Below are 16,486 nucleotides of genomic sequence, written 5' to 3' on the forward strand. Positions count from 1 at the left end.
CGGACTGATCTCGCCGCGCGCGACTTCCGTCCGTTGACTTTCCTTGCTCCGAGCCGCTTCCCTGAGGTGCGGCGCCCCGGTCGCGGGGTGCCTGGCTTCGGCTGGAGGAGCACTTCATGGCCCGGGTCGCCCGCTTGCTCGTCGTCCCGTTCCTCGTCCTCGCCGCGCTGGTCGTCCCGGCCACGGCGGCGTCGGCGGTGACCACCGACATCGCGGTGAACGGCGCCGCGCAGGGGAGGACCTTCGACGGCGCCGGGGCGATCAGCGGCGGCGGCGGGAACTCGCGGCTGCTCGTCGACTACCCGCCCGCCCAGCGCGCGCAGATCCTCGACTACCTGTTCAAGCCCGGGTACGGCGCCGCGGTGCAGCTGCTGAAGCTGGAGATCGGCGGCGACGCGAACTCCACCGACGGCGCCGAACCCAGTCACGAGCACGTGCGCGGCGAGGTGAACTGCGACGTCGGCTACGAGTTCTGGCTGGGGGAGCAGGCCGTCGCCCGCAACCCCGGGATCAAGCTGGTCGCGCTGCCGTGGGCCGCGCCGGGCTGGATCGGCGGCGGGAACTTCTGGTCGCAGGACATGATCGACTACGACCTCTCGTGGCTCGGCTGCGCGAAGCAGCACGGCCTGACCATCGGCTACCTCGGCGGCTGGAACGAGCGCGGGCACGACACGACCTGGTACAAGAACCTGCGCGCCGCCCTGGATTCCCACGGTTACGGGGCGGTGCAGATCGTCGGTGACGACACCGGCTGGAACACCGCGGACGACATGCTGGCCGATCCGGCGTTCGGGCGCGCGGTCGGCGTCGTCGGCTCGCACTACCCGTGCGGTTACCTGTCCGACGCGACGTCGTGCGCGTCGTCGGCCAACGCCGTGGCGACCGGGAAACCCTTGTGGGCCAGTGAGTTCGGCTCACAGGACGACAACGCGGGCGCGGTGCCGCTGATCCGCAGCATCACCCGGGGCTACCTGGACGGGCAGCTGACGGGGTTCATGAACTGGCCCCTGCTCGCCGCCATCACCCCGAACCTGCCCTACAGCACGGTCGGGCTGGCGGTGGCCGGGTCGCCGTGGTCGGGGTCCTACCAGCTCGGCAAGAGCCTGTGGGCCACCGCGCAGGTCACGCAGTTCACCCAGCCCGGCTGGAAGTTCCTCACCGGCAGCGCGAGCGGCTACCTCGGCGGCAACCGGGCGAACGGCAGCTACGTCAGCCTGAAATCCGCCACGGGCACGGACTACTCGACGATCTACGAGACCACCGGCGCCACGGCCGCGCAGACGGTGAACGTCAAGGTCTCCGGCGGGCTCGGCACCGGGACGGCGCACGTCTGGTCGACCGACCTCGGCGGTGCGGACTCCTTGGTGCGGCAGGCCGACGTCACGCCGCAGGGCGGCGCGTACTCCCTGACGCTGCAGCCCGGCCGGATCTACTCCGTCACCACGACGTCCGGCCAGGGCAAGGGCACCGCCGCCGGCCCGGCCGAGCACGCGCTGGCGCTGCCGTACTCCGACACCTTCGACGCCTACCCGAGCCGCGCCGAGGCGAAGTACTTCGCCGACATGCAGGGCTCCTACGAAGCTCGCCCGTGCGCGGCGGGCCGGACCGGCCAGTGCCTGCAGCAGGTCGCGCCGGTGAAGCCGATCGAGTGGCAGGACGACAGCGACGCCTACGGCCTGCTCGGCGACCCGGCCTGGCGGGACTACACCGTCAGCGTCGACGTCGATCTCCAGCAGGCCGGCACGGTCACGCTGCTCGGCCGGGCGAACACCCAGACCCGGCCGCAGAGCCGCCAGGCCGCCTACCAGCTGCGCCTGGACGACCGGGGCCGGTGGGCGATCGCGAAGAACAGCAGCGGCGGCGTCCTGACGACGCTGGCGTCCGGCACGGCGGCCGCGCCCGGGCTGAACACCTGGCACCGGCTCGGGCTGGGCTTCTCCGGCAACAGCGTCACCGCGACCCTCGACGGCGCCCGGCTCGGCGCGGTCACCGACACGTCGTTCACCGCCGGCCAGGTCGGCCTCGGCGTCGCCGGCTACCAGACCACGATGTTCGACAACCTTTCCGTGGTCGCGGCGCCGCCCGGGAACCTCGGCGGTGTCCTCAAAGGACGGGAGTCCGGGCTCTGCGCCGACGTCCCGGCGCTGAGCCAGGCCAACGGCACGGCCATCACGCTGTGGGACTGCAATGGCGGCGCGAACCAGCAGTGGACGGCCACCCCGTCCGGGCAGCTCACCGTCTACGGCGGCAAGTGCCTCGACGCGGCCGACAGCACCGCGGTCCGCATCCAGGACTGCGCGGGCACGCCTGCCCAGAGCTGGCGGCTCGACCCCGACGGCAGCGTGGTGAGCACCGGCGACGGCACCTGCTTGGACGCCGTCGCGCACGGGACGTCGCCGGGCACCGCGCTCACCACCTGGGCCTGCAACGGCGGCCTCAACCAGCGCTGGGACCGCGGCGCGAGCACCGGCGTGCTCAAGGGGCAGGCGTCGGGCCGCTGCGCCGACGTGCCCGCCGCGGACCAGACGAACGGCACCCGCCCGGCCCTGTGGGACTGCAACGGCGGCGGCAACCAGGCCTGGACGTCCACCACGACCGGCCGGCTGACGGTCTTCGACACGAAGTGCCTGGACGTCGTCGGCGGCGGGACCGCGGACGCCACCCCGGTGCAGATCTGGGACTGCACGGGCGTTCCCGGCCAGCAGTGGCGGGTCCGCTCCGACGGCACGGTGGTCGGCGCGGGTTCGGGGAAGTGCCTGGACGTCGCGGGCGGCGCGACGGCGTCGAGCAGCCCGCTCGTCATCGCGGCCTGCTCGGGCGCCGGCAGCCAGCGGTGGTCCCGCGGCTGAGCCGGGTGTCCGCAAAGTTGTCTGGACCAAAAACGCGACAATCTGTTGACAGTCCCCCGGTTCGGGGCTCAACCTGAAACCGGTTCACCGCCGGGCCCGGGCGGGTTCTCCCTGCTCTCAGTGATCTTCACGCGGATCCCGTGTTCAGCGAGGAGTTCGTCATGCCCGGTATCTGGATTTCCGCTGCCCTCACCGCCGCCGCGCTCGTGGCCCCGGCCGCGACGCCACCCCCGTCCGCCACACCGTCGACCGCGCTGGCCACCATCTGCAACAAGTACTGCGACGCCGCCGATCCGGCGAGTTCGCCCGGCGACCGCCGTCCGGTGAGCTCGACGCTGTTCTCGCGGACGATCGCGCTGCACTTCGACGACTCGGACGCGATGGGCTGGGCCTCGATCGAGAACGGCAGCCCCGGCGACGAGGTGTGGCTCGACCGCTCCTTCGACGGCGGCCGGTCGTGGGCCTCGGGCAGCCGGCTCGGAGCCACCGCCGTCCCCGCGAACAACCGCGGCTGGCGCACCCTGATGTACAACGTGGACGACTGGAACAACACCGGCGTCGGCGCGCTGCGGGCGTGCGGGAAAGCCGTCGACCGCGCGGACATCGCGTGCACGACGTGGGCGCGTACCACCTGGAACGCCGGCGAGCGCCGGACGGCCGCGGCCACCGCGGAGATGATGTTCTACAACAACTCCACGGGCTTGTTCGACACGACCGGCTGGTGGAACTCGGCGAACGCGCTCACCGCGGTGATCCGCAACGTCCAGGTCACCGGCATGCCCAGCTACCGCTACGCCATCGCGCGCACCTACGACAAGAACATCAATGCGGCGCAGGGGCAGTTCCGCAACGAGTACATCGACGACACCGGCTGGTGGGGCCTGGCCTGGGTGCTGGCCTACGACGTCACCGGCGACAGCCGCTACCTGAACACCGCCCGCGCCGACGCCGACCACATGGCGGCCTACTGGGACGGCACGTGCGGCGGCGGAGTCTGGTGGAGCACGGCGAAGACGTACAAGAACGCGATCGCCAACTCCCTCTACATCCAGCTCAGCGCGGCGCTGCACAACCGGATCTCCGGCGACAGCACGTACTTGAACCGGGCGAAGAGCGGCTGGACGTGGTTTCAGGGCACCGGCATGGTGAACGGCTCGTCGCTGGTCAACGACGGCATCGACCTGGGCAGCTGCCGCAACAACGGCAGCACGGTCTGGTCGTACAACCAGGGCGTGCTGATCAACGCGCTGACCGAGCTGAACCGCGCGACGGGCGACGCGGGCCTCCTCACGACGGCCCGCCGGCTGGGCGACGCCAACATCACGTCGACGTCGCTCAACACCGCGGACGGCATCCTGCGCGACCCGTGCGAAAACGGCGACTGCGGCGGCGACGGCCCGTCCTTCAAGGGCGCGGACGCCCGCGGCCTGGCGGCGCTGAACGCGGCGCTGAGCGACCACCCGTACACGACTTACCTGCGCCGCCAAGCGGATCGGGCGTATTCGGCGGACCGCAACGCCTTGGACCAGTATGGCCTGCGCTGGTACGGCCCCCTGGACAAGATCGACGCGGCCCGCCAGCAGAGCGCCCTGGACCTGCTCAACGCGGCCTCCTGACGATCAGGCGGCCAAGACCGGCGGTGCCAGCGCTTCCCGCAGCCGCTGAACGTGCGAAAGCGGGGACTCCAGCAACGGCGAGCGCACGGCCGGGCTCGGGATGATCCCGAGTTCGGCCAGCGCGGCCTTCGCCATGATCGCCCCCTGGGACGTGCGCATGATGGCCTCCGCCAACGGAAGCAGCGATCCCTGGATCGCCCGGGCCGACTCCAGATCGCCGCGGAGGACGGCGTCGATCAGGGCCGCGTTACGGTCCGCGAACGCGTTGCCCACCACGCTCACCACCCCCGCCGCGCCGGCAGCGAGGTACGGCAGGTTCAGCTCGTCGATGCCGCAGTAGTAGGCCAGCGACGTGCGGGACATGACCGTCATCGCCTCGAACAGGTCGCCCTTCGCGTCCTTCACGGCCTGGATGCGGGGATGCCCGGCCAGTTCGATCAACGTCGGCACCTCCAGTGCGACGCCGGTGCGCGCGGGGACGTCGTAGAGCATCACCGGCAGCGGGGTCGCGTCGGCGACCGCGGCGCAGTGGGCGATGATCCCGGCCTGGGTCGGCCGCGAGTAGTACGGGCAGACCAGCAGCAGCGCGTCCGCGCCGGCGGCCTCGGCTTCGCGGGCGCGGCGGACGCTGGTGACCGTGTCGTAGGTGCCGATCCCGGCGATCACCCGGGCCCGGCCCGCCGACCGGGCGGTGACGTCGCGGACGAGCCCGGCCGCCTCGGCGTCGGTCAGGGTGGGGGACTCGCCGGTGGTCCCGCCGACGACGAGGCCGTCGCAGCCGGTGGCCAGCAGGTGGTCGACCAGGCCGGCGAGCCCGGGTTCACTGAGCGTGCCGTCGGGGTGCATCGGGGTCACCATGGCGACGAGGTTGGTGCCGAAGGGCGTCATGGATCCGAGCCTGCCGCGCCCGAATGCCAGGGTCCAGCGATGCTTTCTTGCCCATATTGCGTAGCGTGGCTTCATGATCGACGTCGGGGCGTTGCGGGCATTGCGGTCGGTGGCGGCACTCGGGACGCTCGCGCGCGCGGCCGACGAGCTGGGTTTCACGGCCTCGGCCGTGTCGCAGCAGCTCAAGCGGCTGGAACGGCAGCTCGGCGTGCCGGTGCTCGCGCCGGCCGGCCGCGGGGTCGTGCTCACCCCGGCCGGGCAGGCGCTCGTCGACTCGGCGCCCGCGGTGTTCCAGGCCCTCGAACGCTGCGCCGAGGCCGCCCAGTCGGTCTCCGGCGGCGCGCCCCGCGGCGTGCTGCGCGTGGTCGCCTTCTCGACCGGCATCCGCGGGCTGCTCGCACCGGCCCTGCGGCGGCTGGCCGGGCGCTGCCCGGACCTGCGCGTCCGGATCACCGAGCAGGACCCCGGCGAAGCGCTGCACAGCGTCGACGCCGGGACCGCCGACCTCGCCCTCGTCCACGACGCCGACGGCCTGCCCGTCCCGCTGCCGCCGTCCCTGACCCGGCGGCACCTGCACACCGACGTCGGCGACGTCGTCCTGAGCCGCACGCACCCGCTCGCGGCGCTCGAAGGGACGCTCGACGACGCCGACCTCGCCGGGCACGCGTGGGTGACCAGCCCGCCCGGCACCGTGTGCCACCAGTGGTTCCGGCGGCTCGTGCCCGGCGACTCCGACGTGCGGCACCTCGTCGACGATTTCGCCACGCAGCTGTCCCTCGTCGCCGCCGGTGACGTCCTCGCGCTGATTCCCCGGCTGGCGCGCCCGCCGCTGGGGGACGGGCTCGTCTCGCGACCGCTGCGCCGGCCCCCGAAACGCGAGGTCCACGCGGCGTGGCGGCACAGCGCCGACGCCAGCCCGGCGATCCGGGCGGTGCTCGCGGAACTGTCCACATGGGACAAGTAACGTGACTCGACGCGCGCCGGGCCCCCGGGGCGGACATCATGGGTCCATGACCGGTTCCCCGCCCGAGGATCGCCCTGGGCCCGGCATCATCGGGCGCAGGCTCGTGCAGTTCTTCCTGGACGAGATGCTCGTGTTCGTGCCGATGCTGCTGCTCGCCGTGCTGGTGGTGCTGCTGTTCCACCCGAGCGGCCTGGTGCCGCTGCTGACGTTCCTCAAGGTCGTCGTCTACACGATGCTGGCCCTGGATCTCGTCGGGCTGTGGTTCGTCACGACGTGGTGGCCCTACCGGCACGGCGGCCAGACGCCGGCGATGCGCTGGCTGCGGCTGCGCGTCGTCCTGCTCGACGGCTCGCACCCGCCGCTGCGGTTGTTCCTGGTGCGCCAGGTGCTGATGCTCATCGACGGTTTCGCCTGGGGCCTCGCCGGGGTCGTGGTGATGCTGTTCACCCGCCGCCGCCAGCGGTTCGGCGACGTCGTGGCGCGCACGGTCGTCGTCCGGGTCCCCAAGCGCGGCTCAACGGACTCAGTGGACTCAACGGACTCAACGGACTCGGTGGACCAGGCCGACTCAGTGGACGAGGCCGCTTTCCCAGGCCCAGATGGCTATCTCGGTGCGGTTGCGGGCCCCGAGCTTGCGCTTGGCCGCGCCGATGTGCGTCTTGACGGTGGGCAGCGAAACCACGAGTGAGCGGCAGATCTCGTCGTTCGTGGCGCCGCGGGCGATCGCGCGGACGACGTCGAGTTCGCGCGGCGTCAGCGGGCTCTCGGGCGCGGTGGCGCGCCGGGGATCGCGCCGCGAGTAGTGCGCCAGCAGCCGGGTCGTGATCGCCGGCGACACGAGCGCTTCGCCGTGGGCGGCCGCGTGCACCGCTTCGATGAGCAGGTTCGGCCCGGCGTCCTTGAGCAGGAAGCCGCACGCGCCGGCGCGCAACGCCGCGTGGACGTTCTCGTCGAGGCCGAACGTCGTGACCATGACGACGTGCAGCGGATCGGGCACGTCCGGGCCGGCGAGCAGTTCCGTCGCGCGCAGCCCGTCGACGCCGGGCATCCGGATGTCCATCAGGGTCACGTCCGGGCGCAGTTCCCGGGCCGCGCGCACGGCTTGTTCGCCGTCGGCGGCCTCCCCGACGACCTCGATGTCCGGTTCGCCTTCGAGGATCAGGCGGAATCCCGCGCGGACCATCGCCTGGTCGTCGGCGATCAACACTCGGGTGGGCAAGCGGTTCCCTCCTCAGCCGGGGTCGAGCGGCAGCCGCGCGGCCACCCGCCAGCGCTGCCCGGCAGCCGGTCCGGCCTGCACCGTACCGCCCACCGCCGCCACCCGCTCGGCCATCCCGAGCAGGCCGTAACCGCCGCGGCGGGCGGGCCGCGCGGCGCCGTCGTTGACGACCTCGACCCGCAGCTCACCGTGGGGTTCGTGGCGCACGAGCACCCGGACCTCGGCGGCGTCGGGCGCGTGCCGGCGGACGTTGGTGAGCGATTCGGTGAGCAGCCGGTGCGTGGTCGTCACGACTTCGGGCGTCACCGGGAGGACGGCGAGGTCGTCGCTGACGTCGAGGTGGATGCGGGTGTCGTCGGGCACCGCGCGGTCGACGGCCGTGGCGAGGTCGGCGGGCGGGACGAAGAGGTCTTCGCCGTCGGTCCGCAGCGCGCCGACGAGCCGGCGCATCGCGGAAAGCGCGGCCGCACCGGCGGTTTCGAGCTCGGCGAACGTCGCGGTGTCGCCGCCGCCGCGTTCGGCGACCCGGTGCGCGGCCTGGACGCGCACGACGATGCCGGTGATCTGGTGGGCGACCAGGTCGTGCAGCTCGCGGGCCAGCCGAAGTCGTTCGGTGGTGCGGATTTCCAGGACGTCGGCGCGGCCCCGGACCTCGGCGTCGCGCAGGATCAGCCCGACGGCCAGCGCGCCGCCCCAGAGCAGCGCGGCCCCGGCGGCGAAGAGCGCGGCCGGGGTTTCGGCACCGTAGCGCAGGATCGGCGCGAGCGTGGTGGCGGCGCCGCCGAGGATCGCCAATGTCACAGCGGCCTTCGGGGCGAGCCGGTGGCAGCAGGCCCCGACCATGAGCGCGATGGCGAGGGCTTCGGCCACGCTGGGCTGGGGCGGGAGCTGTTCTCCCGCGGCGGCGATGCCGGCGGAGATCGCGGTGCCCAGCAGGGAAAGCCCGCACACGGCGGCGGCCAGCGCGGCGGTGTGGTCGGGGAACCGCCGGCGCAGCACGGCCAGCACCGCGACGACCGGGCCGAGCCCGGGCGTGAACTCCAGCGCGATCGTGGCGAGCTGACCCTGCGCCGGTCCGGACCGGACGGCGAGGATCATGTCGAGCACCACCAGCGCGCCGAGGACGACGGACTCGGCCACCAGCGGCCCGCGCCGGCCCGGCAGGAGGATCACGTGCTTCCCTCGGGAGTCATCTCCCGATCGTGCCTCACCGGAAGACGGCGCGCTTCGCCACGACGAGATCTCATCCCCAGGTACGAGACGGCGGGCGGATCTCGTACCGCCGGCTGATCGCTTTCCCGCCGATCCCCACCAGACTCGGGACGGAAGACGAGGCGAGACGGAGGGAATCCGATGCAGGAAACCGCGTTCGTACCCGGCCCGCGGCCCGTGAACGGGAAGATCACCGGCTTACCGGGCTGGTACTTCCTGCTGGTCGGCCTGCTGGTGGCCAGCAACGACCTGACCCAGCAGTTCGCGGACCGCTATTCGTGGGTCGCAGTGCTGCCGCTGGTGCTGGTGGCCGTGCACGTCGTCCTGTGGTTCACGATGCTTTCCCGGCGCCGCCAGTACTTGCGGGCCGTGTGGCGCAGCAAGCAGGCGCTCGGCCTGGTCGCGCTGCTGTTCGCGGCGCGGCTGCTGCTCCAGCTGGGACTGACCGCGCTGACCGACCGCGTGGCGCCGTTGCACAGCTACACGCACCTGATCCTCGGGCTGGCCATGCTGGTGCTGACCACCGCCGGGGCCTGGTTCGACCAGTGGCTCGTGCTGCGGGTGGTCAACAAGCAGCAACACCCCGGTTTCTGAGCGTCAGATCTTCCGGAACCGGGCGTCGAAGAGGGCGAACACCCCGAAGGCGGCGATCCCCGCGGCGAGGACGAGCAGCAGTGGCTGCCCGTAGGGCTGCACGGCCAGCGTCTTCAACGCGGGGTCCAGGCCGGCGGCCTTCGCCGGGTCGTAGTTCACGGCGGCCAGCACGAACATCACGCCCACCGCGGCGTAGGCCACCGCGACGGCGCACCAGCCGATCTGGCCCAGCCGCTCGGTCGAGCGCCGGACCGTGCGGGGTGCCTTGCCGAACTCCAGCTCGCGCAGGAACGTCTTGCGGACGCCCCGGTGCACGAGGAAGGCCGCGACGCCGATCACCGCGATCCCGGCCGCGACCACGACGACCGCGCCCCACGGCTGCGCGAGCAGGCCGGCGACCAGGGACTTGCCCTGGCTCGGCGCCCCGAGGGCGGTCTTGCCGGCGCTGTAGGCGACGAGGCCGTACAGCACGACCTCGATCCCGCTGGTCACCCGCCGCAGCACGCGGCGGCGGGGCGGGGCGTGCCGGTGGCCGGTGAGGACCTCGGTCACCTGCCAGAGCGCGAGCACGGTCGTGCCCGCGGTGACCAGCCACAACAGCCAGACGCCGGTACCCTCGGCGACGAGCTGGAGGGCGCCGGCCTTGTCGGCCTTTTCGTTGTCGCCCAGGGCGACCTGGGCGGCCAGCCAGGCCACGACGAGGTGCACGATCGCGTAGCACGTGAGCCCGATCCGGGCGATCAGGGTGAAACCTTTGAAATCGGGCATCCGCCGATCCTCGTCTCCCGGAGCCGGATTGGCCAGGACCGTTTTTGTCGGTCCCCTTGCGTACGGTCTCGAGTGATCGGTCGAGGACGGCCGATCACCCGAGACCGGAGGACCCCATGCCCTTCGCCGATGAACTGATCGGCACCCCCGCGGTGCGCGCGCTCGTCGCGTCGCTGCGTGTCGCCGCCCCGAAGGCGCGGCTGACGAGGGTGCGCGCGGCCGAGGCCGCGCTCGGGCCGCTGTCGCTGCGCGAACGCAGCGACCTGCTGCGGGACGCGCTGCTCGAAGACCTGCCGGGAGACTACGCGTCACTGGCGGCGGTGCTGCGCACCGCGGCGGCGGACGCGCCCACGTTCACCGGCTGGCTGATCTGGCCGGTGACCGGCGCGGTCGCGGTCAAGGCGGTCGCCGACGGCGGCGCGGAGGCCTTCGACGACGCCCTCACGCTGCTGGCGGAGCTGACCCCGCGGCTGACGGCCGAGTTCGCGCTGCGCGTCCTGCTGAACCACGACCTCGACCGCGCGCTGGCCGTGATTTCCGGCTGGACGGCGTCGGAAAGCCACGACGTGCGCCGGCTCGCGTCCGAAGGCACCCGCCCGATGCTGCCGTGGGCCGTGCGCGTGCCGGCGATCCTCGCTTCGCCGAAAGCGACGCTGCCGATCCTGGACGCGCTGTACCGCGACGAGAGCGAGTACGTCCGCCGGTCGGTCGCCAACCACCTCAACGACCTGAGCCGCCGCGAGCCGGACCTGGTCGTCGAAACGGCGACGGCGTGGCTCGCCGACCCCGGCGCAGACCCGGCGGCCACGACCAGGCTCGTCCGGCACGCCCTGCGCACGCTGGTCAAACAAGGCCATCCCGGCGCGCTCGGCCTGCTGGGCTTCGCCCCGGCCCGAGTCGACGTGACAGGCCCGCGGCTGGTCTCGGACACGGTGGTGATCGGCGACGCCCTGGCGTTCACGGCCTCGGTCCGCAACCTGGAGCCGGAACCGGCCCGGCTGGCGATCGACTACGTCGTCCACCACCGCAAGGCCAACGGCGGCTCGACGACCAAGACGTTCAAGCTGACCACCCAGGTGATCCCGCCGGGGGAGACCTACGAGCTGGCGCGGGAACACTCGTTCCGGGTGATCACGACCCGCCGCTACCACCCGGGCCCGCACGCGCTGGAACTGCAGATCAACGGGGTGAGAAGCGGCCGAGCGGACTTCGACCTCCTGGCCGAGTAGCGCTAGGACGGGCGGCGCCGTCGCCGAGCGCGAAGTTACGGTGTCCACTTGTTCGGCGAGGGTGACCGCGTACGGAAGGCCTTGCCGCTCCCGGGGATCGCCGCCTATCGCCGCGCTCGGCTGGTGGTGCGGGCGTGACGGCCGGAGCGACGTGAGATCAGTGCTGCAGCACGATTTTCCGCGCGTGCGGCGGCTGTCGCTGAGTTCCTGCGCGGCGGCGACCCCGCCGAGCGCGAGGTAGTGGCGGTCGCCGCTGCTCGGCAAGCGTGACTGTGAGCGGAAGGCCTTGCCGCTCCCGGGGATCGCCGCCTATCGCCGCGCTCGGCTGGTGGTGCGGGCGTGACGGCCGGAGCGACGTGAGATCAGTGCTGCAGCACGATTTTCCACGCGTGCGGCGGCTGTCGCTGAGTTCCTGCGCGGCGGCGCGCTCGCCGAGCGCGACGTAGCAGCTGTCGCCGCTGCTCGGCAAGCGTGACTGTGAGCGGAAGTTCTTGCGGTGTCCGGGATCGCTGCCTATCGCGGCGGTCGCCGCTGCTCGACGAGCGTGACCGCGAGTGGAAGCCCGGGCCGTGCCCGGGAGCCCCGCCTGCCGCCACGCCCGCGCGCCCGGCTGGTCGCGCGGCCGCAGCGCCGAGCGGTCAGTGCAGCAGCACGATCTTCCCGCGCGCGTGGCGGCTTTCGCAGAGCTCGTGCGCGGCGGCGACCTCGCCGAGCGGGAAGGTCGCCGCGACCGGGATCCGCAGCCGGCCTTCGGCGGCCAGGCGAACCGCGATCGCAAGAGCGTGCGACGCCAAGGGATCCGCGCCCGAACCGGCCGGCGATCCGTGCGACAGGTGCACCCCGTGGGCCGCCGCCGCGAAGTCGGCGATCGTCACCACGGATGCCGGGTCGCCGGTCAGTGTGATGAGGTCCGGCAGCGCGCCGCCCGCGCAGTCGAACACCGCGTCCACTCCGGACGGTGCCAACGCGCGGACCCGCTCGACCAGACCCGGGCCGTACGTCGTCGGCTCCGCGCCCAGCGAACGCAGGAAGTCGTGGTTTCCCGGGCTCGCCGTGCCGAGCACCCGCGCGCCGCGGGCGGCGGCGAACTGGACCGCGACCGAGCCCGCCCCGCCCGCCGCGCCCTGGATTAGCACCGTCTGGCCGGCGCGGACCGCAAGGCGGTCGAGCACCCGGGTGGCCGTCTCGACCGCTCCCGCCGCGCCGCCCGCCTCCGCCCAGCTCCACTCCGGCGGCTTCGGTGCCCACGCCGCCAAGACCGCGAAGTCGGCGTTGGCCCCACGCGTGGCCGCCGGAGCCATGCCGAACACCGGATCACCGAGCGAAACCCCGGTGACGCCGGAGCCGATCTCGTCGACCACGCCCGCCGCGTCGAAGCCGGTGCGGAACGGGAACTTCACCGGCACGACGTCCCGCAGCTCGCCCGAGCGGAGGCGGATCTCGCCGGGCGAAATCGCGGAAGTCCTTACCGTGACACGAATCTCGCCGGGTCCGGCATACGGCAAAGGCACGTCGGCGACCTCCACCACACTGGGCGGGCCGTAGGAGGAAAACCGGACAGCTCTCATACGGGCGAACGTAACGGAGCACCCCGTCCGGTTGGCTAAAGTGAGAGTGGTGACGGCCCAAGTGAGAGCGACGCTGCGCTCCGACGCCCGCGACAACCGCGGGCGCATCCTCGCGGTCGCCCGCGCGGCCTTCGCCGCCGAGGGCCTGGACGTGCCGATCCGCGAGATCGCCCGGCGCGCCGGGGTCGGCGTCGCGACCGTCTACCGGCACTTCCGGACCAAGGAAGCCCTGCTGGCCGACGCCTTCGCCGAGCAGCTGGCCTCGTGCCGGGCCGTCGTCGAGGACGGCCTCGCGGCCGACGACCCGTGGCGCGGGTTCTGCCTGGTCCTCGAGCGGCTCATGGAGGTGCACGCCCTCGACCGCGGCTTCGCCCGCGCGTTCACCTCGCAGGTGCCCGGCGTCACGCACTTCGCCGCCGACCGCGACCAGACCCTGCGTCTGCTGCTCCGGCTGGTCCGGCGAGCGAAGGAAGCCGGCGAACTGCGCGACGACTTCGTGCTGGAGGACATCAGCCTCGCGCTGATGGCGAACGAAGGCATCCGCGCCGAGTCGCCCGAGCTGCGGGTGGCGGCCTCCCGCCGGTTCGCGGCCCTGCTGCTCCAGTCGTTCCGGGCGGACCCCGTCCTGGCGCCGTTGCCGCCCGCCGTCCGGCTGCCGCTGTCGCGGGTCGAGCTCAGCAGGGCCCGAAGTAGCGGCACTCGATCAGCGCCCTGAGGTCGTGGGCCGCGGCGCGCGGCTCCAGGTCGTCGAGCAGTTCCCCGAAGCCGTCCAGGGCGACGACCTGCTCGGCGGTGTCGTGCTCGGCGCAGCCGCTCCCGTGGAGGTTCCCCGCGGGGACGACGCAGAACACGGCCGCGCCGTCGTCGCCGTAGCTGAAGTAGGCCTGCAGCGGGACCGGCGTGGCGTCCGCGACGGCGTTGCACCGCGCGCCGCCGAAGCTGCCGGGGAACTCCCAGGCCGGGTCGTCGGCGGTGCGCTCGTCGGCGCGCCAGCCCCGCCCGGTGAGGAACTCGTGCACGCGCTGCCGGTCGGACGCGGTCTGGGCCATCAAGGGATCCCTTCGAACGAGGCCAGGAACGTCCAGTGTCGCGGGACCCCGTCCGCCACGATCGGGTGACCGGGTTCAACGGCGGAGCGTGGTCTCCGCCGCCATCCGCGACAGCTTCTCGGGGTTGCGCACGGCGTAGACCCCGGTGACGAGACCGCCGTCGACGCGCAGCGCCAGCACCGTGTCGAGCTCGCCGTCGAGGGACATGATCAGCGCCGGGTGGCCGTTGACCTGCGCCGGTCGCAGCGTCGCCCGGCCCTCGACCCGGCCCAGCCCGCCGGCCAGCACCCGCCCGACGCGGTCGGCGCCGACCACCGGCCGCAGCACGGCCTGCTTGACCCCGCCACCGTCGCCCACCAGCACGACGTCCGGGGCGAGGACGTCGAGCAGGCCCTGCAGGTCACCCGTCTCGATCGCCCGCTGGAACGCCTCGAGCGCGGTGCGGGCGGCGGCCCGGGAGACGTCGCCGCGCGGGCGCCGCGCCGTGACGTGCGACCGGGCCCGGTGCGCGATCTGCCGGACGGCGGCCGCGGTCTTGCCGACGGCGTCCGCGATCTCGTCGTAGGGCAGGTCGAAGACGTCGCGCAGCACGAACACCGCGCGCTCGGTCGGCGTGAGCGTCTCCAGCACCAGCAGCATCGCCATCGAGACGCTGTCGGCCAGCTCGACGTCTTCGGCGACGTCGGGCGCGGTCAGCAGCGGCTCGGGCAGCCACGAGCCGACGTAGGACTCCTTGCGCCGGCCGAGCGTGCGCAGCCGCTGCAGCGCCTGGCGGGTGGTGATCCGGACCAGGTACGCGCGCTGCGCCTGCACGGTCGCGAGGTCGACGCCCACCCACTTCAGCCAGGTCTCCTGCAGGACGTCCTCCGCGTCGGCGGCCGAGCCGAGCATCTCGTAGGCCACCGTGAACAGCAGGTTTCGGTGGGCGAGGAACACCTCGGTGGGATCGTCCCCGGTCATCGTGGTCCCCCTTCGCGATCGGCTGCGTCCCCCATCAGATACCGGGCCCCGCCGTTCTGTGACAGCGCGCCGCTGTGGCGTGGGTCACTGTCACAACCGCCGGGGGCACCGGCATCTGGTGGTCGTCAACGCACCACCACGAGATGAGGACACACATCATGGAAGCCCGATTCGACATGCTGAACAACGAGTTCGCCGCCAAGTTCGGCAAGCGGTTCGCCGGCATCAGCCAGATCATCGACCGGTCGCCGCTGCCGAAGGTCGTCCAGGAGCTGGTCAAGATCCGCGCCAGCCAGATCAACGGCTGCGGCTTCTGCACGGACATGCACACCAAGGACGCCACGGCCGACGGCGAGACGCCGGTCCGGCTCAACCTGGTCGCGGCCTGGCGCGAAGCCACCGTGTTCACCGACGCCGAGCGGGCCGCGCTGGCCCTCACCGAGGAGGGCACCCGGCTCGCCGACGCCCACGAGGGCGTGTCCGACGAGACCTGGGCCCGGGCGCGCAAGCACTACGACGACGAGCAGCTCGGCGCGCTCGTCTGCCTGGTCGGCCTGATCAACGCGGCCAACCGGATGAACGTGATCGCGCGCACCCCGGCGGGGTCCTACGAAGCCGGCATGTTCGCCGGCTTCGTCCCGGAGGACTGAGTGTCGCGGCGGTGTCGGAGAAGTCCACTGTGGACACCGCCGGCCGTCAGGCCGAAGTGACGGGCTTGATCAGCTCGTCGGCGACCCACTGCGCGACGCCGTCCGGGTACGGCGACGCGACGCTGAGGACGAAGTGCCCGAAGCCCGCGTCGAGCGCTTCGCGGATCGCGTCGCGGGTCGTGCCCGGCTCGTCGTAGGACACCGGCAGGTGGATCGAGCGGGTGATCGACGCGGGATCGCGGCCGATCTCGCCGCAGTAGCGGTCCAGCAGGGCACTGCGGCTGACGACGTCTTCGATGTCACCGCCCGGGATGTTCCAGACGTCGGCGTGCTCGGCGACCACGCGCAGCGTCGCGGCCGCGCGCCCGCCGATGACGATCGGCGGGTGCGGCCGCTGCACCGGCTTGGGGTTGCCGAACGCCCCGGTGAGCCGGTGGTGGACGCCGTCGAAGTCGAACGGCTCGTCCTCGGTCCACAGGCGCTTGATCAGCGTGCAGGCCTCGGCGAAGCTCGCCACCGCGTCCGCGGTCTCCTGGAACGGCAGACCGTGGGCCGCGTACTCCCGCCGGGCGAGCGGGTGGCTGGGCCGCGAGCCGACGCCGATGCCGAAGTCGAGCCGGCCGCCGGAGACGACGTCGACGGTCGTGGCGATCTTGGCCAGCATGGCCGGCGGCCGGAACCGGTTGCTGGTCACCAGCAGGCCGAGTCGCAGCCGGGACGTCTGCGCGGCCAGCGCCGACAGCAGCGTCCAGCCTTCGAAGATCGGCCCGTCCGGGTCGCCGAAGATGGGCATGAGGTGGTCGAACAGCCAGGCGTGCTCGATCTCGGGGACGGCGTCCGCCTCGCGCCAGACGCGCAGGATGTCGTCGTAGGAGACCTGCGAAGGCGCGGTCATGATGCCGAATCGCGGAGCGGACATG

The 16,486-nt window shown here is 72.7% G+C and carries 16 protein-coding genes; 8 read left to right on the top strand and 8 right to left on the bottom strand.

The annotated features are described in order from the left end of the window. The first annotated feature begins 116 nt into the window (after positions 1-116). Together OG494_RS02140 and OG494_RS02145 are read left to right on the top strand one after the other, a co-directional pair. The gene (locus OG494_RS02140) at positions 117-2,849 is read left to right on the top strand and encodes a ricin-type beta-trefoil lectin domain protein (RefSeq protein WP_328451390.1); all 2,733 of its coding nucleotides are present in this window, start codon (positions 117-119) and stop codon (positions 2,847-2,849) included. A 161-nt stretch (positions 2,850-3,010) separates the two neighbouring features. Beyond that, on the top strand, positions 3,011-4,465 hold the full coding sequence (locus OG494_RS02145; protein WP_328451392.1) for a glycoside hydrolase family 76 protein: 1,455 nt from the start codon (positions 3,011-3,013) through the stop codon (positions 4,463-4,465). 3 nt (positions 4,466-4,468) lie between these two features. On the opposite strand, the gene dapA is transcribed toward OG494_RS02145, so the two are convergent. Beyond that, complete coding sequence (dapA, locus tag OG494_RS02150) at positions 4,469-5,353, bottom strand: 4-hydroxy-tetrahydrodipicolinate synthase (protein ID WP_328451394.1); 885 nt, start codon at positions 5,351-5,353, stop codon at positions 4,469-4,471. Between the two features lie 73 nt (positions 5,354-5,426). Between dapA and OG494_RS02155 the strand changes: the two genes are divergently transcribed. Then, the gene (locus OG494_RS02155; RefSeq protein ID WP_328451396.1) at positions 5,427-6,317 is read left to right on the top strand and encodes a LysR family transcriptional regulator; all 891 of its coding nucleotides are present in this window, start codon (positions 5,427-5,429) and stop codon (positions 6,315-6,317) included. Between the two features lie 46 nt (positions 6,318-6,363). Next, complete coding sequence (locus tag OG494_RS02160) at positions 6,364-7,005, top strand: RDD family protein (protein WP_328451398.1); 642 nt, start codon at positions 6,364-6,366, stop codon at positions 7,003-7,005. Here OG494_RS02160 and OG494_RS02165 read toward each other — a convergent pair. Both OG494_RS02165 and OG494_RS02170 read right to left on the bottom strand, forming a co-directional pair. Continuing rightward, positions 6,886-7,536 carry a response regulator transcription factor gene (locus tag OG494_RS02165; RefSeq protein WP_328451400.1) on the bottom strand — a complete coding sequence of 217 codons (651 nt, stop codon included), beginning with the start codon at positions 7,534-7,536 and terminating at the stop codon, positions 6,886-6,888. The two genes, OG494_RS02160 and OG494_RS02165, sit on opposite strands and share 120 nt — an antisense overlap. Positions 7,537-7,548: 12 nt before the next feature. After that, positions 7,549-8,709: a sensor histidine kinase gene (locus OG494_RS02170; RefSeq protein ID WP_328451402.1), complete on the bottom strand. Its 1,161-nt coding sequence runs from the start codon at positions 8,707-8,709 to the stop codon at positions 7,549-7,551. Positions 8,710-8,889: 180 nt separating this feature from the next. Here OG494_RS02170 and OG494_RS02175 point away from each other — a divergent pair, with 180 nt between their 5' ends. Then, positions 8,890-9,342 carry a hypothetical protein gene (locus OG494_RS02175; protein WP_328451404.1) on the top strand — a complete coding sequence of 151 codons (453 nt, stop codon included), beginning with the start codon at positions 8,890-8,892 and terminating at the stop codon, positions 9,340-9,342. Positions 9,343-9,345: 3 nt separating this feature from the next. On the opposite strand, the gene OG494_RS02180 is transcribed toward OG494_RS02175, so the two are convergent. Then, positions 9,346-10,110 carry a DUF1206 domain-containing protein gene (locus tag OG494_RS02180; RefSeq protein ID WP_328451406.1) on the bottom strand — a complete coding sequence of 255 codons (765 nt, stop codon included), beginning with the start codon at positions 10,108-10,110 and terminating at the stop codon, positions 9,346-9,348. 116 nt (positions 10,111-10,226) lie between these two features. Between OG494_RS02180 and OG494_RS02185 the strand changes: the two genes are divergently transcribed. Beyond that, on the top strand, positions 10,227-11,339 hold the full coding sequence (locus OG494_RS02185) for a DNA alkylation repair protein (RefSeq protein WP_328451408.1): 1,113 nt from the start codon (positions 10,227-10,229) through the stop codon (positions 11,337-11,339). 638 nt (positions 11,340-11,977) lie between these two features. Here OG494_RS02185 and OG494_RS02190 read toward each other — a convergent pair. Then, the gene (locus tag OG494_RS02190) at positions 11,978-12,907 is read right to left on the bottom strand and encodes an NADP-dependent oxidoreductase (RefSeq protein WP_328451410.1); all 930 of its coding nucleotides are present in this window, start codon (positions 12,905-12,907) and stop codon (positions 11,978-11,980) included. Positions 12,908-12,956: 49 nt separating this feature from the next. Between OG494_RS02190 and OG494_RS02195 the strand changes: the two genes are divergently transcribed. Beyond that, on the top strand, positions 12,957-13,622 hold the full coding sequence (locus OG494_RS02195; RefSeq protein ID WP_328451412.1) for a TetR/AcrR family transcriptional regulator: 666 nt from the start codon (positions 12,957-12,959) through the stop codon (positions 13,620-13,622). On the opposite strand, the gene OG494_RS02200 is transcribed toward OG494_RS02195, so the two are convergent. Further along, positions 13,582-13,956 carry a hypothetical protein gene (locus tag OG494_RS02200; RefSeq protein ID WP_328451414.1) on the bottom strand — a complete coding sequence of 125 codons (375 nt, stop codon included), beginning with the start codon at positions 13,954-13,956 and terminating at the stop codon, positions 13,582-13,584. The two genes, OG494_RS02195 and OG494_RS02200, sit on opposite strands and share 41 nt — an antisense overlap. A gap of 75 nt (positions 13,957-14,031) precedes the next feature. Continuing rightward, positions 14,032-14,916 carry an RNA polymerase sigma-70 factor gene (locus tag OG494_RS02205; RefSeq protein ID WP_328451416.1) on the bottom strand — a complete coding sequence of 295 codons (885 nt, stop codon included), beginning with the start codon at positions 14,914-14,916 and terminating at the stop codon, positions 14,032-14,034. A gap of 158 nt (positions 14,917-15,074) precedes the next feature. On the opposite strand from OG494_RS02205, the gene OG494_RS02210 reads away from it, so the two are divergent. After that, entirely contained in the window at positions 15,075-15,566 is a 492-nt protein-coding gene (locus OG494_RS02210) for a carboxymuconolactone decarboxylase family protein (protein ID WP_328451418.1), read from the top strand. A 46-nt stretch (positions 15,567-15,612) separates the two neighbouring features. Here OG494_RS02210 and OG494_RS02215 read toward each other — a convergent pair whose 3' ends face one another. Further along, the gene (locus OG494_RS02215) at positions 15,613-16,485 is read right to left on the bottom strand and encodes an LLM class flavin-dependent oxidoreductase (RefSeq protein ID WP_328451419.1); all 873 of its coding nucleotides are present in this window, start codon (positions 16,483-16,485) and stop codon (positions 15,613-15,615) included. Position 16,486 lies beyond the last annotated feature (1 nt).

It is taken from the genome of Amycolatopsis sp. NBC_00438 (assembly GCF_036026695.1).
GTDB lineage: Bacteria > Actinomycetota > Actinomycetes > Mycobacteriales > Pseudonocardiaceae > Amycolatopsis.

What these genes read in the sequence shown, in the direction of transcription:
- OG494_RS02140 (WP_328451390.1), top strand. Translation starts at nt 117, where the DNA reads ATGGCCCGGGTCGCCCGCTTGCTCGTCGTCCCGTTCCTCGTCCTCGCC.
- OG494_RS02145 (WP_328451392.1), top strand. Translation starts at nt 3,011, where the DNA reads ATGCCCGGTATCTGGATTTCCGCTGCCCTCACCGCCGCCGCGCTCGTG.
- dapA (WP_328451394.1), bottom strand. Translation starts at nt 5,353, where the DNA reads ATGACGCCCTTCGGCACCAACCTCGTCGCCATGGTGACCCCGATGCAC.
- OG494_RS02155 (WP_328451396.1), top strand. Translation starts at nt 5,427, where the DNA reads ATGATCGACGTCGGGGCGTTGCGGGCATTGCGGTCGGTGGCGGCACTC.
- OG494_RS02160 (WP_328451398.1), top strand. Translation starts at nt 6,364, where the DNA reads ATGACCGGTTCCCCGCCCGAGGATCGCCCTGGGCCCGGCATCATCGGG.
- OG494_RS02175 (WP_328451404.1), top strand. Translation starts at nt 8,890, where the DNA reads ATGCAGGAAACCGCGTTCGTACCCGGCCCGCGGCCCGTGAACGGGAAG.
- OG494_RS02180 (WP_328451406.1), bottom strand. Translation starts at nt 10,110, where the DNA reads ATGCCCGATTTCAAAGGTTTCACCCTGATCGCCCGGATCGGGCTCACG.
- OG494_RS02185 (WP_328451408.1), top strand. Translation starts at nt 10,227, where the DNA reads ATGCCCTTCGCCGATGAACTGATCGGCACCCCCGCGGTGCGCGCGCTC.
- OG494_RS02190 (WP_328451410.1), bottom strand. Translation starts at nt 12,907, where the DNA reads ATGAGAGCTGTCCGGTTTTCCTCCTACGGCCCGCCCAGTGTGGTGGAG.
- OG494_RS02200 (WP_328451414.1), bottom strand. Translation starts at nt 13,956, where the DNA reads ATGGCCCAGACCGCGTCCGACCGGCAGCGCGTGCACGAGTTCCTCACC.
- OG494_RS02205 (WP_328451416.1), bottom strand. Translation starts at nt 14,916, where the DNA reads ATGACCGGGGACGATCCCACCGAGGTGTTCCTCGCCCACCGAAACCTG.
- OG494_RS02210 (WP_328451418.1), top strand. Translation starts at nt 15,075, where the DNA reads ATGGAAGCCCGATTCGACATGCTGAACAACGAGTTCGCCGCCAAGTTC.
- OG494_RS02215 (WP_328451419.1), bottom strand. Translation starts at nt 16,485, where the DNA reads ATGTCCGCTCCGCGATTCGGCATCATGACCGCGCCTTCGCAGGTCTCC.